This is a genomic window from Clostridium kluyveri (assembly GCF_001902295.1).
Lineage (GTDB): Bacteria > Bacillota > Clostridia > Clostridiales > Clostridiaceae > Clostridium_B > Clostridium_B kluyveri_B.
In genome coordinates this window covers 4,316,526-4,341,993 of the sequence record NZ_CP018335.1, presented here as the reverse complement: position 1 = coordinate 4,341,993, position 25,468 = coordinate 4,316,526, and the positions used below count along the sequence as shown (strand labels likewise).

At 28.5% G+C, this 25,468-nt stretch carries 20 protein-coding genes; 16 read left to right on the top strand and 4 right to left on the bottom strand.

Annotated features, from left to right (window positions below; translation table 11 throughout):
* The first annotated feature begins 179 nt into the window (after positions 1-179).
* Positions 180-4,235 (top strand): AAA domain-containing protein, encoded by a 4,056-nt coding sequence (locus BS101_RS21265; protein WP_073540789.1) that lies wholly within the window; start codon positions 180-182, stop codon positions 4,233-4,235.
* Between the two features lie 203 nt (positions 4,236-4,438).
* On the top strand, positions 4,439-5,506 hold the full coding sequence (locus tag BS101_RS21260) for a mannose-1-phosphate guanylyltransferase (RefSeq protein WP_073540787.1): 1,068 nt from the start codon (positions 4,439-4,441) through the stop codon (positions 5,504-5,506).
* A 66-nt stretch (positions 5,507-5,572) separates the two neighbouring features.
* Here BS101_RS21260 and BS101_RS21255 read toward each other — a convergent pair whose 3' ends face one another.
* Positions 5,573-5,824, bottom strand: a complete 252-nt coding sequence (locus BS101_RS21255; protein WP_073540785.1) for a GIY-YIG nuclease family protein — start codon at positions 5,822-5,824, stop codon at positions 5,573-5,575.
* A gap of 21 nt (positions 5,825-5,845) precedes the next feature.
* Positions 5,846-6,457, bottom strand: a complete 612-nt coding sequence (locus BS101_RS21250; RefSeq protein WP_073540783.1) for a DNA-3-methyladenine glycosylase — start codon at positions 6,455-6,457, stop codon at positions 5,846-5,848.
* A gap of 208 nt (positions 6,458-6,665) precedes the next feature.
* Between BS101_RS21250 and BS101_RS21245 the strand changes: the two genes are divergently transcribed.
* The gene (locus tag BS101_RS21245) at positions 6,666-8,048 is read left to right on the top strand and encodes a radical SAM protein (RefSeq protein ID WP_073540781.1); all 1,383 of its coding nucleotides are present in this window, start codon (positions 6,666-6,668) and stop codon (positions 8,046-8,048) included.
* A 103-nt stretch (positions 8,049-8,151) separates the two neighbouring features.
* Positions 8,152-9,417 carry an ABC transporter substrate-binding protein gene (locus BS101_RS21240; RefSeq protein ID WP_073540779.1) on the top strand — a complete coding sequence of 422 codons (1,266 nt, stop codon included), beginning with the start codon at positions 8,152-8,154 and terminating at the stop codon, positions 9,415-9,417.
* A 265-nt stretch (positions 9,418-9,682) separates the two neighbouring features.
* On the opposite strand, the gene BS101_RS21235 is transcribed toward BS101_RS21240, so the two are convergent.
* The gene (locus BS101_RS21235; RefSeq protein WP_073540777.1) at positions 9,683-10,801 is read right to left on the bottom strand and encodes a glycosyltransferase family 4 protein; all 1,119 of its coding nucleotides are present in this window, start codon (positions 10,799-10,801) and stop codon (positions 9,683-9,685) included.
* A gap of 182 nt (positions 10,802-10,983) precedes the next feature.
* Here BS101_RS21235 and BS101_RS21230 point away from each other — a divergent pair, with 182 nt between their 5' ends.
* The 4 genes from BS101_RS21230 to BS101_RS21215 are packed head-to-tail and all read left to right on the top strand — an operon-like array spanning position 10,984 to position 14,059.
* The gene (locus BS101_RS21230) at positions 10,984-11,991 is read left to right on the top strand and encodes a CotS family spore coat protein (RefSeq protein ID WP_073540775.1); all 1,008 of its coding nucleotides are present in this window, start codon (positions 10,984-10,986) and stop codon (positions 11,989-11,991) included.
* A gap of 22 nt (positions 11,992-12,013) precedes the next feature.
* Complete coding sequence (locus tag BS101_RS21225; protein WP_073541454.1) at positions 12,014-12,211, top strand: hypothetical protein; 198 nt, start codon at positions 12,014-12,016, stop codon at positions 12,209-12,211.
* A gap of 34 nt (positions 12,212-12,245) precedes the next feature.
* The gene (locus BS101_RS21220) at positions 12,246-13,007 is read left to right on the top strand and encodes a spore coat protein (protein ID WP_073540773.1); all 762 of its coding nucleotides are present in this window, start codon (positions 12,246-12,248) and stop codon (positions 13,005-13,007) included.
* Positions 13,008-13,033: 26 nt separating this feature from the next.
* Positions 13,034-14,059: a CotS family spore coat protein gene (locus BS101_RS21215; RefSeq protein WP_073540772.1), complete on the top strand. Its 1,026-nt coding sequence runs from the start codon at positions 13,034-13,036 to the stop codon at positions 14,057-14,059.
* Positions 14,060-14,272: 213 nt separating this feature from the next.
* Here BS101_RS21215 and BS101_RS21210 read toward each other — a convergent pair whose 3' ends face one another.
* The gene (locus BS101_RS21210; protein ID WP_073540770.1) at positions 14,273-15,400 is read right to left on the bottom strand and encodes a glycosyltransferase family 4 protein; all 1,128 of its coding nucleotides are present in this window, start codon (positions 15,398-15,400) and stop codon (positions 14,273-14,275) included.
* Positions 15,401-15,513: 113 nt separating this feature from the next.
* Here BS101_RS21210 and BS101_RS21205 point away from each other — a divergent pair, with 113 nt between their 5' ends.
* From BS101_RS21205 to BS101_RS24480, 8 genes are all read left to right on the top strand, one after another.
* Positions 15,514-16,521, top strand: a complete 1,008-nt coding sequence (locus BS101_RS21205; protein WP_073540768.1) for a CotS family spore coat protein — start codon at positions 15,514-15,516, stop codon at positions 16,519-16,521.
* A 124-nt stretch (positions 16,522-16,645) separates the two neighbouring features.
* Positions 16,646-17,533 carry a sporulation peptidase YabG gene (gene yabG / locus BS101_RS21200; protein WP_073540766.1) on the top strand — a complete coding sequence of 296 codons (888 nt, stop codon included), beginning with the start codon at positions 16,646-16,648 and terminating at the stop codon, positions 17,531-17,533.
* Positions 17,534-17,737: 204 nt separating this feature from the next.
* Positions 17,738-17,974, top strand: coding sequence for a Veg family protein (locus BS101_RS21195; protein WP_012104047.1), 237 nt, complete (start codon positions 17,738-17,740; stop codon positions 17,972-17,974).
* A 492-nt stretch (positions 17,975-18,466) separates the two neighbouring features.
* Positions 18,467-20,020 carry a DUF3794 and LysM peptidoglycan-binding domain-containing protein gene (locus BS101_RS21190; protein WP_073540764.1) on the top strand — a complete coding sequence of 518 codons (1,554 nt, stop codon included), beginning with the start codon at positions 18,467-18,469 and terminating at the stop codon, positions 20,018-20,020.
* 423 nt (positions 20,021-20,443) lie between these two features.
* Positions 20,444-21,244, top strand: coding sequence for a cyanophycinase (locus tag BS101_RS21185; RefSeq protein WP_073540762.1), 801 nt, complete (start codon positions 20,444-20,446; stop codon positions 21,242-21,244).
* A gap of 288 nt (positions 21,245-21,532) precedes the next feature.
* Entirely contained in the window at positions 21,533-24,157 is a 2,625-nt protein-coding gene (cphA, locus tag BS101_RS21180) for a cyanophycin synthetase (RefSeq protein WP_073540760.1), read from the top strand.
* 121 nt (positions 24,158-24,278) lie between these two features.
* Positions 24,279-25,121, top strand: coding sequence for a 4-(cytidine 5'-diphospho)-2-C-methyl-D-erythritol kinase (gene ispE, locus BS101_RS21175; RefSeq protein ID WP_073540758.1), 843 nt, complete (start codon positions 24,279-24,281; stop codon positions 25,119-25,121).
* 144 nt (positions 25,122-25,265) lie between these two features.
* Positions 25,266-25,460: a CLC_0170 family protein gene (locus BS101_RS24480; protein WP_073540756.1), complete on the top strand. Its 195-nt coding sequence runs from the start codon at positions 25,266-25,268 to the stop codon at positions 25,458-25,460.
* Positions 25,461-25,468 lie beyond the last annotated feature (8 nt).

Below are 25,468 nucleotides of genomic sequence, written 5' to 3'. Positions count from 1 at the left end.
TCATTATGTTCTATTTAATAAATATCCTAATTCTTTTTCTATATTTAGACATTATAAAAAAATATTGTCGCAGATATCTGAATTTTGTTTAACGAAATTTTTGAAATTTTTTCTAATTGATGGTATAATTTAACATAAAAGTAAATATAATTATTGGTTGCCATTATAGGAGGGGAATTATGAATTATAGGGATAAGGTAAAAAGGATATTTTATTACTTGTTAAATTTAAAGGAACTGAATCAAAAATGCATAAAAAATATTTATGATTGTGATAAGTTATACTGGGAAGAAGAATTTTGCCATACACCTAACAGTGAATCTTGGGTAGAAGTAAATAAGGATAATAAGCTATATAGAGAATTTTTTAACTTATATCAAGAGAATGAAAAAAATGGAGAGAATTTTGAGATAGTTTTCGGGCACGGATTAATAGTATGGAAGCTGGAAAACGATAAAATTATTTATCCAGTTCTAACAACCAGGATGAAAATAGAGTTTAACAAGGTAAAAGGAAGCTTTATGCTAATTCCTTCTGGCAAAACGGCTTTGGAAACTTTTCTATTTGAAGATTTAAAACAATGTGATGTAGCTAATATTTTTAAGTTGGAGGATAAAGTGAACGAGAGTAATTTAGATCTTAGGAACATGATAGAGATCGAGGATATATTCTTAGAGTTACTTTCTAATATAGATACTAGGGGAGTGGTTAATAAAAATAAATTTTCAAGGAAAAAAATTAATTTTGAAGAATTTCCGGTTATCTATGATACTTCTGTTATTTTAGCAAGAAAAAATAGTATGAAATTATGGGAAGTGGAAATTAATAATATAATAAGAGGAATAGATAGTGGATATAAGATACCTGAAACTATTAAAGCTTTAGTAGATGAGAAAGATATAGATTATAGTGAAGAAGATATAAATCAATGGAGAAATGTGGGACAAGATTTACTTTTTCCATTGCCGGCAAACTCAGATCAAAAAGAAATAATAAAACGTATATCTGAAAATTATGGGGTAGTTGTGCAGGGTCCTCCAGGTACTGGTAAAAGTCATACTATAATAAATTTAATATGTCATCTTCTTGCCTATGGTAAAAGGGTATTGGTAACAAGTCAGACAAGCAGAGCGCTTAAGGTATTAACAGAGAAAATACCGGATGAAATAAAGCCATTATGTATAAGCATATTGGGTAATGATGCTAACTCTTTAAATGATCTCAATGAGTCTGTAAGGAAAATAGCAGATAATTTATCAGAGGATCCTGAAGTGATGTATGATAATATCAAACTACTAGAAAGAAAGTTGAACCATTGTAGAAAAAATCAGCAGATTTTGTACGAAAAGCTTAAACAGGTAGAGAAGTTAGAAAACTATAGTGTGAATTATAAGGGAAAAAATTATAATACTATGTATATGGCAAAATGGGTAAAAGATAATAAGGACAAGTATAGTTGGATAGATGACAAAGTGGATATTAATGAAAATATACCTATTTCAGAAAAAGAGTTTGAACTATTAATCTATTTGTTAAGAGAATTGGATAAGACTGAAAAATGTCGTTTCGATAGTATAAAGAATATAGTAACCAGACTACCTGATGAGGAGGAGTTTTGTGAAAAAGTAGAAGAATATAAGCAATTGACTATGGAATATGAAAAATGCGTTGAAACAGTAGAAGGATGGCATATACCTTATAATGATAGATGTGATTACGATAAACTATTAAAATTAATTGAGGAGTGCAAAAATAGAATTTCATATTTTGAAGAGGGCATGTGGGGAAACATGATGTATAATTATTACAGCAGCAATATAACAAGGGAAACACTTAAGGATTTATTATATAAAAGCAATAACTATATATTAATGCTTGGCAGGATCAGGAATCAGCTGAGAAATCATAAGGTGGAAATTCCTAAAGATATTAATATGGACAAGTTCATAGAAAAGTTTAATGCATTGTACAATTCTTTAAATGACAGTGGCAAAATAAGTAAATTTTTTATTATGCTCCATTCAGAATATAATTATATATTAGATAATTGTAAAGTAGATGGTAAGCCTTTAAAAACTATGAATCAAGCTATGACAGTTAAGCTGTATACACAGCAGGAACAAATATTCAAAGAATTAAAAGCTATTTGGAATAACACTATAAAAGATTATGGCGGAAAAATTATAAGTGCTAACCTAAAAGAAACTGATCTCATTTCCATTGAAAAAAATTTAGAATATTTGAGCGAAATTGTAAATTGGAATACAAAATATAAAAAGCGCGTTATGGAAGGTTTTGGAAGAATATCAATTCCTCCATATATCAATTGGTATAAAAAAGAAACTTATGAATATTTAATTAAGTGTGTAAAAGCTATAAAAAATATAAATAAATATAATCAGGCTAAGGCATATATAGAAGTTTTCAAAAAAACAATAAGTAATTCAGAAAGGTTGAAAGGTCTTCATAAGGCTATAGAAGAGTTGAATACGGATAAAATTAAACAAACATTGGGAAGATTGAAGGAAATGAGTGCTATAAAGAATAAATCCTCTAAAATAGATGAATTATTAGGTAGAATTAGTAAAGTATGTCCTAATACTGCTGAAAATATAATGGAAAATTGGAATTTATCAGGAGAAAAATTTAAGAATTGGGAACAAGCATGGAGATGGACTCAATGGAATAATTTTTTAAATGATATGTATAGTTTAAGCCCAAAAGCCTTAGAAGAAAGTATAGAAGAGGAAAAAAATAAAGAAAAGATAATAATAAAGGATATAGTTTCCAAAAAAACTTGGTATAATGAAATACGTCAAACTACTGAAAATCAAAAAAGAAGTTTATTTTCATGGCTTCAGGCAGTAAAGAGAATTGGCAAGGGTAGAGGTAAAATGGTACCTGAATATAGGAAAATAGCTCAAAATGAAATGGAAAAATGTAAAGAAGTAATTCCAGTATGGATTATGCCTTTAAATAGAATCATTGAAAATATAAAGTTGTCTAAAAATATGTTTGATGTAATAATATTTGATGAAAGCAGTCAAAGTGATATATTTTCATTATGTGCACTCATGAGAGCTAAAAGGGCAGTAATAGTAGGAGATGACAAACAAATAAGTCCAGAAATTGTTGGAATTGACCAGAGTAACATATATAATTTGATAGATAAATATCTAAAAGATATACCTCAAAAAGAATGGTTTGATCTCCAAACGAGTCTTTATGATACAGCCCTTAGAGTATTTCCAAGTAGATTAATGTTAAAAGAGCATTTTAGGTGTATTCCTGAAATAATAAATTTTAGCAATGATTTAAGCTATTCGGGAGAGATAATACCTTTGAGATATCCTAAAGCATATGAGAAATTTTATCCTCCTATAAATGCCATTAAAGTTAAAGATGGAGTGAGAGATTCTGCTAAGCCTATTAATGTAAAAGAAGCAAAATGTCTGGTAGAGAAAGTTGTAGCTTGTTGTAATGACATAAAATATTCTAATATGACTATGGGGGTTATATCTTTACTTGGAGAAGCTCAAGGGCATTTAATAGAGGGCATGCTTAGGGAAAAGATAGGCGTAGAAGAAATGATAAAAAGAAAGCTCATATGTGGGGATGCCTATTCTTTCCAGGGGGATGAAAGGGATATAATGTTCTTGTCCATGGTAATTTCAAATGATGTGAAATTTGCTCCTCTTATGAGAGAAAATGATATTAGAAGATTTAATGTAGCAGCTAGCAGAGCCAGAAATCAAATGTGGCTATTTTATTCTATAGAATTAGAAGATTTAAATGTAGAGTGTGCACGTTATTGTCTTTTAAACTATTGTCTAAATTATGATAAATATTATGCCAATAATAAAAATGTAGACTATATATTCCAGTCTAGGTTCCAAAAGGATATCTATAATATTATAAAGAATAAAGGATATAATGTAATTCCAGAGGTAAAAATAGGTAAATATAAAGTGGATTTTATAGTAGAAGGATCTAGAAATAGGGTAGCTATTATATGTGAGGGGGATATGTATTCAGAGAAATATAATTGGAAGGAAAATATAGAGAGACAATTAGATTTAGAAAGGGTGGGATGGATATTTTATAGGATAAGAGGAAGTGAGTTCTATTATGACCCAGAAAGGGTTATGAATAAATTATGGGAAAAATTAAGAGATATAGGAATAGAACAGTATAAAATAGAAGAAATTGATGCCAAAAATCTCAGAGTAGTATAGTTATTTTTAAAGATTATGGGTTTGCATTGTATTATTAAAATAAGTATAAAGTCAATTATAAGGTGAAAAGTGTTTCAAAAGTGATTTTGAAATGCTTTTTTCTATTTTATATACTTTTAGCATTTAAATGCTATATTACATTTCACACTTACAATAACCTATACATATTATAAAGCATAGCAAGCATTTTTGGAGTGAAGTTATTGTTATATGCGCTAATTCTTGCAGGTGGTAAAGGAACAAGATTATTTCCATTATCAAGGGCTAAAAATCCTAAGCAGTTTCTAAAAATTATAAATAATAAAAGTTTCTTAAGAAATACGGTAGATAGAATTAAGCCTTTGGTCAATGAAGAGAATATATATATAATTACTAATAAAGAATATATAGATAAAGTTCAAGAAGAACTTCCAGATATAAACGAAGGAAATATATTTGCGGAACCAGAGAACAAGGAGACTGCTACATGTATAGGATTTTCCGCAGTAAAATTGTTAAAAAGAGATCCTTCTGCCACTATGATAATCTTACCATCGGATCATTATATAGAAAATGAGAAATTATTTATAGATACTATTTTTCAAGCCGTAGAAATAGCAGAAAGAAGAAAAGGTCTTGTAACTATGGGAATTAAACCTTCAAGACCTGAAACGGGGTATGGCTATATAAATATGGGAGAAAGAATAAACGCTAGGATTGCTACTTTTAAAGTAGAAAGATTTCTAGAAAAGCCTAATTTAGAAGTTGCCAAAGATTTGATACTTAAAGGTACTTATCTATGGAATAGTGGTATATTTGTGTGGAGAGCAGATGTATTCTTGAGAGAAATGCAAAAATATCTCCCTAAAATGTATAAGTGTATGCTTTCAATATATAAAAATTTGGACACAGAACAAGAAGAAAAAATAATAAAAGAACAATATAATTCTATAGACGGAATATCTGTGGATTTTGGAGTAATGCAAAAAACTAGAAAGGCTTATGTAATTAAATGTGAGTTCTTATGGGATGATATAGGAACTTTTAATGCTTTAGGAAGATTTCTGAAAGACTTTGATGGTAATAATGTAAAGGGTAATGCAGTATTGGAAGCCAGTGAAAGCTGTACTGTGTATGGGGAAGATAAGCTGATTATAGTATTTGGAGTAAAAGATTTAATAGTAGTAGATTGCAAGGATGTACTTTTAATTATGGATAAAAATAAAGATCAAGAAATAAAATATCTAGTGGATATTTTAAAAAAGAAAAACAATTTAAAAAAGTACTTATAAAAAACTGAGATATATATTCCAAATTTTATCAATAAATATGTTTATATAAATGTAAGCATACTCTTATTATCTTTTTTTAAATGATTTAATTAAATCCAATTTATTCTTTCTGGTCATTTTTTTTATAATGTATTCTCTATGTAGAGCTTCTTTTTTGGAGTTGTATTTCTCAAAATATATAAGTTGTACAGGGAGCCTGCCCTTAGTGTATTTGGCTCCTTTTTTGTTGTTATGAGCTTGTACCCTTTTTTCTAAATTATTAGTATAGCCTGTATATAATGTTTCATCACTACATTTTACTATATAAACGTAATCCATATATAATCCACTTTCTTAAATTCACTTTACAGATACGTAAAAGTTATTTTCTATATAAAATCTCCAGAGGTAATCTGCTGCATCTCCTGCATAGTCCACACCTATTCTTTTTGCACTTTTTATTTTAAAGTTTTCAAAATTATCTTCTGCAATATAGAGATTACTATTACAGAGATCTCTTTTGTTTTGGTTCTTATCTATGAGTAGTGCCTTGCATAATTTGCCCGGACCGTTGGTCAGGTTTTTTATTTGGTTTTTATTTAAATGGGCGAATTTCTTTTTATATCTGTTAAGGGATATATCGTCTATACAACGAATAGGTTCTATGGCTCTTATGAGGATTGCTTCAGGTATACCTTCAGCCTCAGTTACAACATTAAAACAATGATACATACCGTATATCATAAATACATATGAAAATCCACAAGGACCATACATTACTTCCGTCCTTTCTGTTCTCTTATTCATGTAAGAATGAGCGGCTTTATCCGTAATTCCCTTATAGGCTTCTGTTTCAACTATTCTACCAGATAATTTTTTGCCTTTTATTTCATGAACCAATATTTTTCCCAAAAGATTTTTGGCAATTGATAAAGTATCTTTACTGTAAAAGTTTCGCTGTAATCTTTTCAACAATAACACAATCCTTTAATATTTAAATTTAATAATAATTATATATGAATAAGATATTTTGTCAAACTTCAGGAATAACTGAGTATGTTGTTAATGTGCAAATTAATAACCATTTTATAGAATAAAAATTAATTTATTGAATATATATCAAATAGCAGAGAAATACTAAATGGAAATAGTTTTACAAAATAATTGGGAGGAATAGCATATGAAAACCACTGAAATCTTGGAAAAAACGGTTAAAGATGCTTTGGTTAAAACGGGTATAGAATTGCTTAATAAAAATCCTGAAGAAAATATTTACAGACTATTTGCTCTTATAAAAAAAGCAATAAGAAAAGATGAAGATAATTTAACTAAAATTGAGGAGGTAGAAAAATTATATAAAACTAATCCTAAAGTTCATGAACTTGTCATAAATATCATTAAAGATTCAAACAGAAAATGTAAGAATAAATTTTTTGCAAACTTTTTTGGAAATGCAGTATGGTATGGAATGCCAAAAAGAAAAAAAATTTTAAATGAAAGAAATATAAAAATACCTTTTACTATTCTCATAAGTCCATCTATGAGGTGTAATTTGAAATGCAGGGGATGTTATGCTGCAAGTTACAGTAAGAAGGATGATATTCCAGAAAAAGAAGTAGATAGAATTATTAAAGAAGCTAGAGATCTTGGAATCTATTTTTTTGTAATCCTTGGAGGAGAACCTTTTATAAATGATTATATGTTGAACATATATAAAAAGTATAATGACTGTATGTTTGTACCCTTTTCAAATGGTACACTTTTCAATGAAAAGTTAGCAGATAAAGTAAAAGAACTCGGAAATGTTCTTCCTATGTTTTCTGTTGAAGGGTTTGAAGAGGAAACTGATGGGAGGAGAGGAAAAGGTGTATTTAATTCAGTTATGAATGCTATGAAGCTCTTAAAAGATAGAGGCGTTTTATTTGGGGTATCTACTGCTGTTAGTAGATATAATATAAATAAGGTTACATCAGACGAGTTTATAGATATGCTTATAGAAAAAGGAGCAAAGATGGGATGGTATTTTATATTTATGCCAGTGGGTAAAGAGCCTGATGTAAATTTAATGCTTACTCCAGAGCAAAGAATATATCTAGGCGAGAGAATAAGAGAAATGAGAAACACAAAGCCGTATTTTGTTATAGACTTTTTTAACGATGCACCATATGTAGGGGGGTGTATTGCAGGAAAGTATTATTGCCATATAAATTCTAAAGAAGATGTAGAGCCTTGTATATTTGCTCATTTTTCAGTGGATAATTTAAAAGGGAAAAAGCTTGAGGATGTATTTAATTCAAACTTTTTTAGAGAACTTAGGCATAGACAGCCTTATAATTCTAATTTGTTATTGCCTTGCATGATGATTGATAATACAGAGGAAATTAGAAGTATTGCAAAAAAAACAGGAGCAAGGCCCACAGATGAAGGGGCACAGATGATGCTTCAAGATTTAGAATTTCAAAAAAAACTCGATAAAATATCTCAGGAATTTAAGCCTTATGCACAAAAAGCATGGGAAGAGAGTTTTAAATCCAAAGGTAATTATGATATGTCTAAAGGTTAAATATCATATTTAGGTACGTATTCCAAATAACGTATTGAAAGATAAAATTATATTTGTTAGTATAAAACATATATATTAAGTTACAAGTAATAGGAGAACTCTTATGAAAATATATAGAAAAATAGTAGTGTTTTTAATACTGGTAATTATTATAATATTAGCATTTTTTTATAGTCAAAGAAAAAATGGAGAAACAAATAAAGAAATATTAAAAGGAAAGATTGAGATTATTACTGACGAAGTTCATAGGCCACAGTTAAAATTAGCTGCAGATAGATTTAAGTTGTTACATGAGAAGGTTAACGTGGATATTAAAGTATTAAAAGATGTAAATAGTAATGTTAAATCCATACTAAATAATTCTCAATATAATGCAGATATAATAACTGTAGATGATAGTTATGTAAAATATGTGCTCTCTGAAAATTCAGGCAGATTTTTAGAGGTTACAGATCTGATTAATCCCTATAAAAGTATACTTTTAAGTAATAAAATTAATAACAATAGTACAAAAGGAAAAGTGTATGCAGTGCCTTGGGATACTTATCCTAGAGCTCTGATATATAGAAAAGATATATTTTTAAGTCAAGGGATAGATGCAGAAGCTATAAAAACCTGGAGTGATTATATAGAGGCAGGTAGAAAAATAAATAAAAATACAGGAAAAGTATTTGTAGCTAATACTTTAGATGATAATAATGATATATATTTATTACTTGCCAATCAATTAGGGACTAGCTATTTTAATGAAAAAGGAGAATTAGATTTTCAGTCTTCAAATTGGAACAGACTAGTTGAGATACCTAAGATTTTATATGGAGAAGGGTTAATTAAAGATTTTGATTCTGAAAGTGAAATTATAGCTAAAGCACAAGCAAATGAAATAGTGTCATTTATAGGAGATCCTGCTTGCATCACAGATTTGATGAAGTATTCTGAGGGTTCAGGTAAGTGGGCAATAATAAAATTACCAGCTTTTGAATCCGGTGGAAATAGGGATGTATCTCTAGGAGGAGTAAATTTGCTTATAAACAAAAGCACATCGTCAGCTAATCTAGTACAGGAATTTGTAAAATTTACGCTTATGGATGATAAACTGCAAATGGATTTGTTAAACTATTATGGTAGATTTCCAGTAAATATGAATATATATAACCTTGTAGATTTTAATAAAAATATTTCCTATTTTAATAGTGAGGTATGGAATTTATTTGCCGGCATAGAAACAGGATCTTTTAGTATAAATTATACTAAAGACTTCCCAGAAGTAAGGGAAGTAACAGAGAATACACTAACTAGTTATAATATGAAAATTCAGGATTTTAAAACTATAGTTAAAAATATAGAGAATTCTTTAAAGCATAAATAAAACTTATTCAAAGGGGAACAGAGATGTTTAACCACTATTTTCAGTAAGCATGGATGTGCCAGCAGAGTAGATAACATCCTCTGGATAAAATTATTTTAAAATAAATATCATAAAACGTTTACAAAATTTTAAATTTAAGCTATAATATATTTAGGGATTAATCATATAGGGAATTTTAACATATAAGCAAAGCCTTTTAACTAGGAGCGTAAATAGTTAAAAGGTTTTTGCTTATATTAGCTAGTTGTAGATTTTAGATAAATTTTTATCTGTTTAAAACTTTTTTGTAAACTTCAATGGTTTCTTCAGAAGTTTTTTCCCAAGAAAATTTATCTGCTTGTTTTAAGGCCTTTGAGCTTAAGTCTTTCCTTATATTGATATCATTAATCAAAGCTTCTATGGAATACATAAAGTTTTCCATATCAAAGGGATTTATAAGAATTCCGCCATCTCCTACTACTTCTGGAATAGATGAAATATTGGAAGCTATCACAGGAGTACCGCAGCTCATAGCTTCTAGGGGAGGAAGTCCAAAACCTTCATATAAAGATGGATATATGAATATATCACAGGCATTGTAAAAAATAGGCATCATTTTTTCTTCTATGAATCCTGTAAATTTAATATTTTTATCTATGTTCAAATCTATACTTAAATTCTTTAATATATCAGAATCATCTTTATTGGAGCCTACAATTACTAAATCATAATTTCTATCTAGTTTTTTATGAATTTTAGAAAAGGCAGTAATTAATGATGATACATTCTTTCTTGGGCTAAAACCTCCTATATAGAGGATAAATGGATTCTCTATGTTATAATTAAGATGTATTTTATATTTACACTTATCTTTATCTAGGGGTTTGTATTTTTTATCCGCAGCTAAAGGAGTTACAAATATTTTATCTTCATTTATAGGAAAAAATTTTAAAATATCTTTTTTTGAACAATTAGAAACAGTTATTATCCCATCAACTGAATTAATAATTCTAGGCATTTCCTTCAAAAATTTTGATAAATATCCTTTTCCCACTGTTTCAGGAAGTATATAAGGTATCAAGTCATGGATGGTGACTACTTTTTTGCATCCTATATTTTCGGATATGCCAATACCGTTTTGAGGAATATGGTATATATCTACGTTTTCTTTTCTTAAATTTACTGGAAAGTAGTATTGCTCAAAAAATCTATGCTGCCTTTTAGAGGCTATTATTATCTTAGTATTTTCTTGCTGTAATTTATTATAATTACTACCTGACCAGTATATGTGATAAAAATTTTCTTTGTGATTTTTTATTATATATTTTAATATTTTACTGGTATAAGTTCCTATACCGGTACCATTATACCAGTTAGCTCCCCTTGCGTCTATGGCAATTTTCATTATTCATACCTCCACATTCCAGTAACTTTAAAGTAATTAAAACTGTTATATTACATATTATTAACATTACTATAAAAAGGTGACCAGAACTTTCAGATTAAGATTCAAGTAAACTTCTTTTATCACATACATATATGATTAGTCATATACTACATATATAATAATTTTTGGAGGAAAAGCTTTTGGATATATTAAAAGTTCGAGAGTATGTTGAAGATGCTTACGATCTCCATATTGAGTTTATAGAAAAAATAAAAAGTATATATAGAATCCATACCAACTGTAATGAATACTGTTTAAAGGTAATAAATTATGATTACGGGCATTTCTTATTTATAATTTCTGCTATAAAACATCTCCAAAATAAAAGATTCAGAAGTATACCTAAAATAATTAAGACTAAAGATGAAAAAGATTATATAAAAATGGAAAATTCTTATGCCTATTTGTGTGAATGGATTATCTGTAGAGAGTGCAATTATGATAATCCTTTAGATATTTTAGTAGCCACCTCTAAACTAGGAGAACTGCACAAAAAAAGCTATAATTTTCAGATTACCAAAGATATGAATCCAAGGATAGGATGGTTTAAATGGATAGATACTTTTAAGCATCGTCAAGAGGAAATGATAAGCTTTAGAAAAATAATACTGGAAAAAGAATCTAAATCAGAATTTGATACATTATATTTAAACCATATTGATAGAGAAATCGAATTGGCAGAAAAATCTATAAATCATTTAAAGAAAAGTAATTATATGGATAATATGAAAGAAGAAATAAAAAATATGGGATTCTGTCACCATGATTATGCAAATCACAATATTTTAATAGATACTAAAGGAGAAGTTAATATAATAGATTTTGATTATTGTATATTAGACACTCATCTGCATGATCTATCAAGTTTGCTCTTAAGGAGAATGAAAAATGGAAGATGGAATATAAATAATGCATTTTTTATTATTGACACCTATAGTTCCATAAATGATGTAAAAGAGAAAGATATACCTATTATGGCTGCTTTTATAGAATTTCCTCAAGATTTTTGGCAGCTTGGAATACAGTATTACATGGAGAAGCAGCCTTGGGGAAAAGATTTTTTTATGAAAAAATTAAAGAAGATACTTAAAGATAAAGAAGAAAAATTAGAGTTTATAGATGAATTTAGAAATTGGAAATACAATTAAAAGGTTTAAGGGGGAATCACTTATGTCACATAAAAAATCTCGTCATAAAAATGAAGAAGAAACTGAAAATAAAGATTTAGGTTTCTATGATAATAAAGTAGAAAGTCTTAAGAAAACTGTTAAACATTTAGAAAAAATTAATAAAAGAAAAAAAGAAGTCATGAAACTTGAAAAAAAGAGAAGACATATGTTAAAGGAAATGAAGAAGAAACACAGATGAAATAGTGACATTATAAGGGTGAGGTGGTTTAAAGGTGTATAGTGACAATGTTGAACTGTGTTTTATAGAATATTTAAAATCAAAAGGAATATATGTGGTGAAGCAATTCAATAGGGATTTAAAACAAGAATCCTTAACTTTAAATAGAATAAAGGAGCAAATATCTATAATAAGTGAATTTCATAAGAGAACTTTAGGTTATACAGGAGTTATGAATAAACGTCTAGATAACAATATAGGAAGAGTAGTAGAACGTTATAAGATATATATAAGGAAATTAAAAAAATATTTAGAACAGATATCCAGTTATAAAAACAGAAGTAATTTTGAAGAAAAACTAAATAAAGTGGGAGAAGGGTATTTAATTAGGGCAGAAAGATGTATGGAAAATCTATACAAAAACAATTATATAGATTTGATACTTAGAAGTATGAGTAGGGTGGAAATGTGTCTCACAGATATTTACTTTGATAATTTGAGGAAAACAAAAGATATACAAGTAATAAATATAAAAAATTGCTGCTATAATATGGTTGAAATGGATTTAGTGTATTTTCTGAATAAGATAAAAAGAAAAGGCATAGATATAAATTTTAGTGAACTTATAAAAAGTTTTTGTATTGAGGAGTCTTTAGATGATAATAGCTTGCAATTTATATTATCTATAATATCTTATCCTTATCAATTCATGAAATGCTGCAATAAATATAGATATAATACAAAAAACTGGACAGAAGATGAATATTTACTTAGATTAGATAAATCCATTAATGAGGATGGAGAAAGTTTAATTTAAATAATAGTTAATAGGAGGCTTTTAAATTGATAGATAGATATAGTGAAAAAAAATATTTAACTGAATATGATCTATGTGTAGAACTTTTTGATAGATTTGATTTAAAAGTATATGATGTCATACCTATTAGAAAAGTGTATATGGTTTCTTCAGATAAGGGTAAGAAAATATTCAAGAAATTAGAGTATACTTTGGATGAGTTGAATTTTATAGATGAACTTTTAACTTATGTAAGAAGTAAATTTCCAAGAGTAGTTAATTTCGTAGAAAATAAAGAAGGAGATATATATACCATATGGAATGGAGATATGTATTGTATAATGGATGTAGTTTATGGTAGGGAATGTAATTTTAGTAATCCTGTAGATTTGAGTATTGCAGCTGAGGGACTTGGAGAGTTTCATCTTGCATCTGAAGGTTTCAAAACAAATATACAAAATAAATATAATAATGGAAAACTTATTGATATTTTTAATCGAAGAATTCAGGAAATGGAATTTTTCCAAAATATAGCTAATATACATGAAAAGAAAACGGAATTTGATGAAATATTTATAAAAAACTCTAGCTATTATATAGAGCAAATAAGAAAAAGTGAAAGTATGCTTGAAGAATCTTATTATTATAAGTTATGTAGTGAGGAGGACAAAATAGTAGTATGTCATCATGATTTGGCTTACCATAACATATTAATAAATAATAATGAAGCTTATTTTGTAGATTTTGACTATGCTATTATAGATCTCAAAGTACATGATTTATGTAATTTTATAAATAAAGTCGTTAAAAATTTTGCTTTTGATATAGAAAAGGCAAAGCTGATAATAGATAGTTATTGTAATAAGAACACATTGAGCAATAGGGAATTAGAAGTATTATATGCTATGTTAAATTTTCCTAATGATTTTTATACTATATCTAGAGACTATTATACTAAGCGAAAAGATTGGAGGGAAGAAATATTTTTGGATAGATTAAAAAGAAAAATCAGATATAAAGAAGATAGAGAAGAATTTTTGGAGGAATTCAAAAATAAAATTTTAATTAAATAGGAGATCATATTTAGCACTGGTAAAATGAAGAATACGGGACTGTCGCACTAAATAATTAGTGTGGCAGTTTTTTTACATAAAAATTATATTTTAAATCGTGAAAATTATCAATTAGGAAGCAACAATAAAAACCGCAAAAACATGTTGTAAGCGGTTTTTACAATTTTGCAATATTATATGGAATATAGGTGTTTAAAAGTAACACAAAGAATATTATTTGATATTCATAATTTTGTTATATATGTTTATAGTATTTTTAATAGTTTTCTTCCAACTTAGTTCGGAAGCTCTTTTAATACCAGAAGATATCAATTTATTCTTAAGATTATTATCTGAAAGTACTTCTAGCATAGCTTCACATAAATTAGCTTTATTTAAGGGATTTATAAGCAGGGCACCTTTACCGACCACTTCAGGGAGGGATGTAGTGTTTGATGTTATTACAGGTATTCCACAAGCCATGGCTTCTATAGGAGGGAGCCCAAACCCTTCATAAAAGGAAGGATATACAAATAATTTAGCTGCATTATATATATAAGGGAGATGTTCTATAGAAATAAAACCAGGAAATAAAACTTTATCAGATATATTTAGTTTTTCAGTACGTTCTTTGTAAATGCTGTACGATTCACCTTTTTTACCGGCTATTACTAAAAATAAAGGTTTTTTATATGAAGTTATAAGTTTACTAAAGCTATCAATAAGTCCCAATATATTTTTACGAGGACTAAATCCACCCACATAAAGTATATAATCTTCAGTTATAGAATAGTATTTTTTAGCTACATATCTACTTATTCTTTTATCCATAGGTTTGTAGATATCTTCACTAGCTAAATGAGTAACATATATTTTATTTTCAGGAAAATTAAAAGATTTAACTATGTCTTTTTTAGAAAAATTAGAAACTGTAATAATGCCATCACATAGAGGTACTATTTTAGGTATATATTCTGAGAAAATTTTAAGATATCTATTACTTACAGTTTCAGGCATTCTATATGGGATCACATCATGAAGTGTTATTATAAACCTACAATTTTTATTAATAGGAAGTCCAACTCCGTTTTGAGGTACATGATATAGATCTATTTTATTATTTTTTATTATATTAGGTATATTAATCTCTTCCCAGAAATTAATTTTATCACTTTGTGGGGCATTATCTAATTTGAAATTTTTTTTAAGGTATATATCATTCTTAAAGCTTTCAGGCATGAAAAGTAAATAATTATTTATACTATCAATATTATTTAAACATTTTATTAATTGATAAGTATAAGTTCCTATGCCAGTACCTCTATACCATTTAGCGGCACGTCCATCAATGCCTATTCTCATAAAATTGTCCCTCTCTAAATTAATATATTTCATTATATTAATTTGAAGTTAAAAATGTTAATGTTCTTCTAAATTAATTTAGGTGTTCATATAAATATATAGGGGTGATTAGTATGATGCGAGAATTTGAAATAGAAAGACAATTCAATGTAAAAATTGAAAATATAAAACCAAGTAGAGGAGTATATTTATTAAAAACAGACAAAGGAATGAAATGTCTCAAAAAGATAAATTATGGAACTCAAAAACTTTTGTTTGTTTATGGGGCAAAAGAACATCTTATAAAAAATGGATTTCCACATGTGGATAAGTACTCTATTAATATAGAAGGAAATCCATATGCAATCATTAATGAAGATATATATACGCTATCAGAATGGATTAAAGGGAGAGAGTGTGATTTTAAAAATAGGGAAGATGTTATAAATGCTGCTAAGTGTTTAGCAAATATGCATATAGCCTCTAAAGGATATGAACCACCTGAGAATAGTAAGTTAAAGACTGATCTTGGAAGATGGCATCACCTTATGGAAAAAAGAGTTAAGGCCTTGGATAAGATGAAAGATATGGGGAGAAAAAAAAATAATAAGGGAAATTTTGATTTAAATTATATGAAAGCAGTTAAATTTTATAAAGACTTTGGTAAAAAGGCTATTGAAGTATTACGAGATTCTAAATATGATGAATTATGCAGCATTACCGAAGGAGAAAAAGGATTTTGCCATCATGATTTTACCTACCACAATATAGTAGTAGATGAAGATGACACATTCAATGTAATAGATTTTGATTATTGTAAGAGGGAACTACGCTCTTATGATATTTCCTCTTTTATGATTAAAGTTTTAAAAAGATCTAATTGGAATATAGAAAATGCACGGCTTATTATTGATTCATATAATGAAGTTAGTCCGATTAAAGAAGAGGAATATAAGGTTATATACGCTTTCTTACTATTTCCTCAACGTTTTTGGAGACTAGCAAATAGATATTATTATAATGAGGTCAACTGGCCAACAAATACTTTCAATAAAAAATTGGAAGAATTAATAGCTGAACAGGAGAAATATATTGGCTTTATTGAAAAATTTAAAGAAATCTATAGTGAAAAAAATATCTGAATTAAAAAATAAGGTCTATATCTGGGTTTTAAATTAATCCAGTATAGACCTTATTTCTTGCACTTAAAATGACATATGATCATAATATATATCATGACTTTTTATATATGGGGATGTATATAATATGAAAATAGGTGATGTAGTGGTAAGAAAATCCTATAATAAAGATATAACTTTTAAAATAATAGATTCAAAACATACTAAAGAGGGTGTTATATATAGTTTGAAAGGGATAAATTTAAGGATAATTGCAGATTCCAAAGAAGATGACTTAGAAGTTATCCCTGAAAATACCCTCACAGAAGAGGAAAAAGTATTTAATAAACAAGTGAATGAATCAATTAAGAATATTTTAATGAATAGAGGGGGATTTAGATATAGGGGTAATTCTAGGCAGGAATATAATGTAACAAAATTTGCATCCCATAACTCTAAAAATGAATTGGCTTTTGGAAGACCCGGAAGGATTCTTCACATAGATGGAGATGCAGAATATTTAGATGTATGTATTAAAGTATATAAGCAGCTTTTACTAGATGTAGTTGGTAAAAATATAGTGGAAAAGGAACAACCTACAAAAGTTATAGAATTAGTAAAAGAAGTTAAACCAGATATAATTGTAATTACAGGACATGACGCTATAGTAAAAGATACACAGGATTATATGGATTTAAATAATTACAAAAATTCCAAATATTTCGTTCAAACAGTATCAGAACTCAGAAATTATAAATCTAATTACGATGATTTAGTGATATTTGCAGGAGCCTGTCAATCCTGCTATGAAAAAATTTTAGATTCAGGTGCAAATTTTGCAAGTTCACCTAGTAGAGTACTTATACATTGTTTAGATCCAGTGTTCTTGTGTGAAAAAATAGCTTATACTAATATAGAAAAGGTTGTGTCAATTCAAGAAGCCCTGCAAAATACTATAACAAGAACCAATGGTATAGGAGGACTACAGACAAGAGGGAAATATAGAGAGGGATTTCCAAAATCACCATATGTATAAAAATTATAAAAATTGTAAATATTATTATATAGATAAGACACTTAAGGAAATAATCATATTTAATAGTATAAATAAAGGCAAGTTAAGTCTGTTAACAAAGATTTAATATTGACAAAGTAATTTATTAAGGATATACTAAAGTGTTTAGTTGACATAAACACATTTAAAGTGTATAATATAAGTTGTAGAAAGAGGGTGTTTGGAATGGATGGTTCGAACGTATTAGCTTCTATAAGAGAGAATATAGAAAATCATGTAGGAGATAAGGTAACCTTAAAAGCAAATGGGGGTAGGAGAAAAGTTTTTATAAATAAAGGAATAATAGAAAAAGCTTATCCTAGCATATTTGTAATTAGGTTAGAGAATGACACCCAAAGGAAAGTGACATATAGTTATTCGGATGTTTTAACTAAAACAGTTCAATTGGTTTTCTCAGTGTAAAGTGGTATTTGACTTAGTGCCAGTTTATTTCACAATATTTGTTAAATCAATTTAGTGAAACTGCTATTCTTTTTATCCCAATGATAATCATTTAGTTTAATTAAATCTTTAGATATAAAGTTTACCCATGCAAAACTATGATATAGTCATCATTTGTGTGTGGTATTTAAAATTTTATAATTTAATTTGGAAGTAGTATGTAGAGCAGAGGTTGTTCTGGATGCTACTTTTGTTTATAAATTTTCAAGTTAAAATATAAATATATATTATAGGGTAAGAAGAAAGATGGCAAGCTTCCATCTTTCTTCTATGGTATAAAAGGGTATTGAGAATTTATGAGAGGTTATATGGTTAACAACCAATTTAATATTACGTCAAAACTTTATAAATGTCAATATTAATGGATAGTATAAAATTATTTATAATGTTAGCATATTTTCTACTTTCAATTTATATATATAAATAGTAGGCCTTATGGGGAGGTAGATAAATATGGATATAGACTTTGTTAAGGAAAATATAGAATGTGAACAGATGCTGTCTGAAAATTTCTCTGATACTATTATAAAAGAAGAATATGTAATACCAGATACTCACCCGGATGTAACAGATATCTTAATTCTTGAAGCGAGACCTGTTATAACTAATAAGGAAGTAATGGAAGATAAAATATTTTTGGAGGGTAAAGTTGAATATACTATACTTTATCGCGCTAAAGAAGATGAGGATATGGGTATTTATAGTGTGATTTATACTGGAAATTTTTCTAACTATGTAGAAATGCCAGGAGCAGAGCATATGATGTCCTGTGATTCTAATTGTTATGTGGAGCATATGAATTGTACAGCTGTAAATGAAAGAAAAGTATCTATTGAAGGAATCATAAAATTAAAGGCAGAAGTATATAAAAAATATAATTTTGAGGTTATAAAAGATATTACAGGTTCTGAAAATGTACAGATGTTAAAAAATCCTGCTACTATAGATAAAATAGTAGGTACGGTTTCGGGAGATTTAGTAGCAAAGACTGAGATACCAATACCTATGGATAAACCGCAGGTAGGAAGTATATTGCAATATGATGTGAATGTGCATAAAAAAAATATAACAATATTAGAAGATAGAATAGCTATAGAAGCTTATGTACTTATAAGATTCCTTTATAGAGGAAAAGATACTAAGGATATTGTATGTGTGGAAAGAGATGTGCTTGTAAATAAGGAACTTCCGCTAGAGGGAGCACTTCCTTCCATGGAAAGTTATACTGACTTTAATATAAGTGAAGTGGAACGGGATGTTAGGGAGGATGATTTGGGAGAGAATAGAACTATTGAAGTAGAAGCTCTTATAACAGCTAATACCAAGGTTATGTATAAAGAAGATATTGATATAATAGAGGATGCCTATTCTCCATCTAATCTTATGCAAATGGACAGAAAAGATTACGGATTGAATGTAGTTCATGGACAGAACACTGTTCCTAGTATAATTAAATCCAATATAGAATTAGAAGGTAAGTCTAATCCTGTGGAAATACTTATGTGTTATGGAGATGTATGTATTACCGATAAAAAAATAGTAGAGGATAAAGTTATTGTCGAAGGAGTTTTAAACGTAAAAGTATTGTATAAAGATTCGGATAACCAGGTAAATAAGATTTGCGATGAAATACCTTTTAGTTGTAGTGTAGATATACCTGACAGTAAAATCGATATGCAGTGTATATCGAAAATATCTTTAGAAAGTATAGAAGCAAGTATAGAAATAGATACCATAGCTATAAAAGCAGTAGTTGAAGTTTATGCAAGAGTAAATTATGTTACCAGAAAAGAATTTTTAGTAGATATAGAGGCCATTGAGGGAGAATTCCCTACTAAAAAGTCTAGTTTGACTATATATGTGATTCAACAGGATGATACTCTGTGGAAAATAGCGAAGAAGTACTACACCACTATAGAAAATTTAATAAAATTAAATAATATAGAGGATCCAGATATTATAAAAGTAGGAGGAAAACTTATTATACCTGGAAGGGCTATAATATAATTAAAAAAGTTTAAATTTATCCGAAGGCTACCATTGCTAACATCCCCATTTTCTTCAAAATTGGGTATAAGCACTGCTACGCCCCTGGATAAGTTCTTCTCCTAAAGGATAACGTATTCTAAGTGCTAAAGACACTAAGAATACTGTTAATAAGGTTCAGCTGGAAAGGTAGGACTTATGAGCAAACTCCACCTGAGCCTAAGAATCACTTGATATTTTAAGAAAATTATGCTTCAGTAGTGATCTGCTGAAGTTTTTATTTTATCTAAATAAGCAAACTCCACCCAAACCTCTGAATCACTTAATATATGGTTAGAAGATAATTAAAGAGGAGTTAATGAGGCCTTATTTTCATATATCCTGCGCATAATAATTAAGAATGTGGAAAAAATATAAAATATCCACAAAAGAAGGTGTATAACTTTGGAAGAAAAATTGGAAGGAAATTTAATAATAATAGGAGGAGCAGAAGATAAAACTGGTGAAAAAAAAATATTAAAAGAGGTTTGCAATAAATTAGCAAAAGACAGAGATATACTTGTAATTGCTACTATTGCCTCTGAAGTACCTGAGGAGTTGGGAAATGAATATTATAAAATATTTACACAACTAGGTATAAAAAATGTGAGAATATTAAATATAGTAGATAGAAAAGGTGCTTTTGCTACGAACAGCATAAAGACAATAGAAAATGCTTCATTAATATTCTTTACAGGAGGAGATCAGCTTAGGATAACAAGTCTTATAGGCGGAACACCATTATATTCAAAAATTCAAGAACTATATGAAAATGGATGTACTTTTGTTGGAACTTCTGCAGGAGCTTCTATTATGAGCGATACTATGATAATAACAGGTCCTAATGATGAATCTCCGAAAAAATGTACTTTGAAGATGGCTCCCGGATTAGGATTTATAAAAGGAGTAATTATTGATCAGCACTTTGCGCAAAGAGGAAGAATAGGAAGGCTTTTAGTGGGGATAGCGGAAAATCCTCAAAGTTTGGGTATTGGAATAGATGAGGATACAGCTATTATAGTTAAAGATAATGGGCAATTTGTGGTAATGGGCTCTGGAGCAGTATATGTGATAGATGGCTCTGATATAACTTACAGCAATGTATCAGAACAATATCCAGATGATATATTGTCCATATTTAACGTAAAAGTACATGTGCTTAAACAGGGAAATAGATTTAATTTTACAAGTAAATTACCTTCATAATATTTTTATGAATTGGCATAAGTTATGTTATTGATAAAGTTCAAACTATATATTGATAAAAGGTCAAATAGATATAAGGGAGGAGTCTGAAAAAACCGTTAAATCAGTAAGTAGCATATGAATTAATGCTGATATACCGTAAATTAAACGGGATTTTAAGCCCTTGGAGTATCAGACCAAACGAGGGAGCTATTGTGCTAAATCGGATACTGTGAATGGGGAAGTAAACAGGGTTTTTATACAAATTTAAAAATTGAATTGTTTACGTAACGGGCAATATACGCAAAAATGAGAATAGATGATTTTATAATTTTTGAGGGAAGAAATATATTTGCTCATAAAAAGTGCATAAAAATGTCTGTAGATTTGGAGGGATATGGTGAAACTCCAACTAATAAAATACCAGAATTCAATGAAAGATTATTAAAGACCATACCGGAATTGGAGAAACATAGATGCGGTATAAATGAAAGACAGGGTTTTAAAAAGAGATTAATAGAAGGAACCTATTTAGCCCATGTCTGTGAGCACATCATAATTGCTGTGGAAAATAACTTAGGTATTGATGTATCATATGGCAAGTCAAGAGAGATAAGAGGAGATAAGTATTATATAATATATGAATATATATATAAAAATACAGCAGTGGAAGTTGGAAAAATAGCTGTTAATTTAATAAATTCTTTTATAAAAGGAACAGATTATAATTTTAATGAGGCTATGTGTCATTTGGAAGAAGTATTAAAATATGAAAAGATAGGTTCTAGCACATTATGTATACTATTAGAAGCTAAAAAAAGAGGGATACCTATAACTAGAATAGGAAATGAAAGTATGTTTCGATTAGGATACGGCAAATATAGTAAAATTATAGAAGCTACCATATCTTGTGATACAAAGGCTGTAGGTGTAGATATATCCTGTGATAAGATGTTGACTAAAGAAATGCTTAAAAATCAATGTTTACCTGTAGCTGAAGGGGGAAGGATAAAAAATCCATTGGAATTGTTTATAACAGCCAAGGAAATAGGGTATCCTATAGTGTTAAAACCTTGTTGTGGGAATCAAGGTAGAGGAGTATTTGTAAACATACAAAATGAAAAACAAGCCATGGAGGCTTATAATATATTATCTAAAAGTTTTAGAGATATAATGATGGAAAAGAACATATATGGTAAGGATTTCAGAGTATGTGTGGTTGATGGCAATGTGGTAGCTGTATCTGAGAGGATACCTCCATATGTTATAGGAGATGGAGTAAAAACTGTAATGGAATTGATAGAAGATATAAATAAAGATACTATGAGAGGAGAGGGGCATGAGAAGCCTTTAACTAGAATAAAAATAGATGAAGAATTAAAAGCTTATATAAATAAAAATAATTATACTTTAGATAGTATTCTTCCAAAGGATAAGCGGCTTACACTAAGGGAAAATGGAAACTTATCTACAGGAGGAAAATCAATAGATTGTACAGATTTAATATGTAAGGAAAATATAGATATTTGTGAAAGGGCAGCAAGTACTATTGGATTGGATATATGTGGCATAGATATCTGTTGTAGTGATATTGGCAAGCCTTTATTTGAAAGTGGCGGAGCCATAATAGAAGTAAATGCAGCACCAGGTATTAGAATGCATCATTATCCGGGAAAAGGTAAGAGTAGAAATGTAGCAGGAGCCATACTAGATATGTTGTTTCCTAAATCTAAATCTATACCATTAGTTTCAGTTACAGGAACTAATGGCAAGACTACTACCACTAGGCTTATTGCACATATTTTAAGTAAGGCGAGATATAAAGTAGGCATGACTACTACAGGAGGAATATATATAGATAATAAGTGTCTATGCAGGGGAGATACTACAGGATACTTAAGTGCTAAAACTGTTTTAGAAAATGAAGAAGTAGAAGCGGCAGTATTAGAAACTGCAAGAGGTGGCATAATAAAAAAAGGGCTTGCTTATGATCTGGCAGATGTGGCAGTAATAACTAATATAACAGAAGATCATCTAGGTATTGATGGAATATATAGCCTGGAGGATTTAGCATATGTAAAAGCTTTGGTTGGAGAGGCTGTAAAGAAAAAAGGATATGTAGTTTTAAATGCAGATGATTTAGTAAGTAAAAATATAATTAATAGAATGAAAAGTAATATTATAATGTTTTCAAAAGATAAGAACAATTTAATTCTCAGGAACAATATAAATATGGGAGGGTATGGTGTATATATTGATCAGTCCATTATGTATTTAGAGAAAAAAAATAAAATTATACCTATTATATCCGTAGAGGACATAAAGATATCCTTAGGTGGAAAATTAGTTTACAATATAGAAAATGCCATGGCTGCTTGTGCAGCTGCAATTGGACTTAATATAGATTATTCTGTTATAAAGGAAGGATTGAAAAGTTTTTATTGTGATGCTTGTTTTAATCCTGGAAGGTTTAATGTATATGATTTAAATGGAGTAAAAGTAGTTTTAGATTATGGTCATAATGTAGAAGGATATAAGTCAGTGATAAATGCGGCTAAAAATTTTAATTATAAAAGGTTGGTTGGAATAATTGGAGTACCAGGGGACAGAAATGATGAAAGCGTTGAAAAAGTTGGTAGGATCGCAGGAAAAAGCTTTGATTACATATATATTAAAGAGGATAAAGACAAAAGGGGTAGGAAATCTGGAACCATAGCTTCCATATTAAAGAAAGGTATAATAAAAACAGGTTTTAGCACAAAAAAAGTAGAGACCATATTAAATGAAAAAATGGCTCTGGAAAAGGCAATAAATACTGCTAAAGAAGGAGATTTTATAATAATATTTTTTGAGGAAATGGAATCTTTAGTAAAACTATTAGACAATAGATTGGATGAAATAAATAAAAAGTTAAATTCCATAGCCATGATATAGGAGAAAAGCTATACTTCATAAATAAAAGTATAGCTTTAATTTCAAAATAGTATTATACTATTTTAGAACTTGTTTAATTTGTTATTATGGTGAAATGATTTGGAAGGAGTAATAATGCGTTATGTTAATAAAAGCCTATGCCAAAATAAACCTTTCATTAGATGTAATAGGAAAAAGAGAAGATGGATATCATCTTTTAAAGATGATAATGCAAACTATAGATTTATATGATCTTTTAAACATAACTCCTATTGAAAAAGGAATAGAAATAAAATGTAATAAGTCATATATTCCATGTGATAAGAGAAATTTAGTATATAAAGCAGTAGAATTATTTGCAAGCAGCTATGGCATAAAAAGTGGAGTAAGTATAGATATAATTAAAAATATACCTGTAGCAGCTGGACTTGCGGGAGGAAGTTCAGATGCAGCCGCAGTATTAAAAGTTATGAGAGATATATACATACCTGAATTAGAATATAAGAATTTAATTAAATTAGGAACAAGCATAGGTGCAGATGTACCTTATTGTATGATAGGGGGAACTGCTCTATGCCAGGGAATAGGAGAAAAAGTTACATCTATTTCTTCTTTTAAAAATCATGTTTTAGTATTAGTCAAACCATTTTTTGGCGTAAGTACTGCAGAGGTATATAAAAGTTTGGATATAAATAAAATAAAGATTCATCCCGATACGGATATGTTAATAAATGCTATAAATTCAGGTTCGCTATCAAAAGTGAGTAAAAATATGAAAAATGTATTGGAAAATGTAACTTTAAAAAAACACCCTTTATTAAGAAAAATAAAAAATGAACTAATTGATTTTGGTGCATTAGGTGCTTTGATGAGCGGAAGTGGTCCAAGTATCTTTGCTTTTTTTGATGATATGTTAAAAGCACAAATATGTTATGATAAAATGAAAACTAAATATAAAGAAGTGTTTATTACAAGAACTGTATAAATATTTAATAATATGAATTAATTCACTGCTGGCAGATTATATTGTCAGCAGTTTTTTATGTATAAATAGCCTTTAATAGGCAAAGAATAATTTAAGATTATTTTAAAATAACGTCTGAAATAATGAAGGAAAGAAGGAAAAAGTGTGAAACTGATTCACTTGTTTAATAAATATTTTTTTATACTTATGATAGTCCAAGGAATTTTTTTAACATTTATTGATCCTAAAAAGTTTAAAAGAGATAAATTAAGAAAAACAGCTTTAAAATCTAGGTTAATTGGAATATTTTTCATAGTATTTTCAACTGCAATGTATATTTTTTCTATATATTCTTTTTAAAAGGAAGT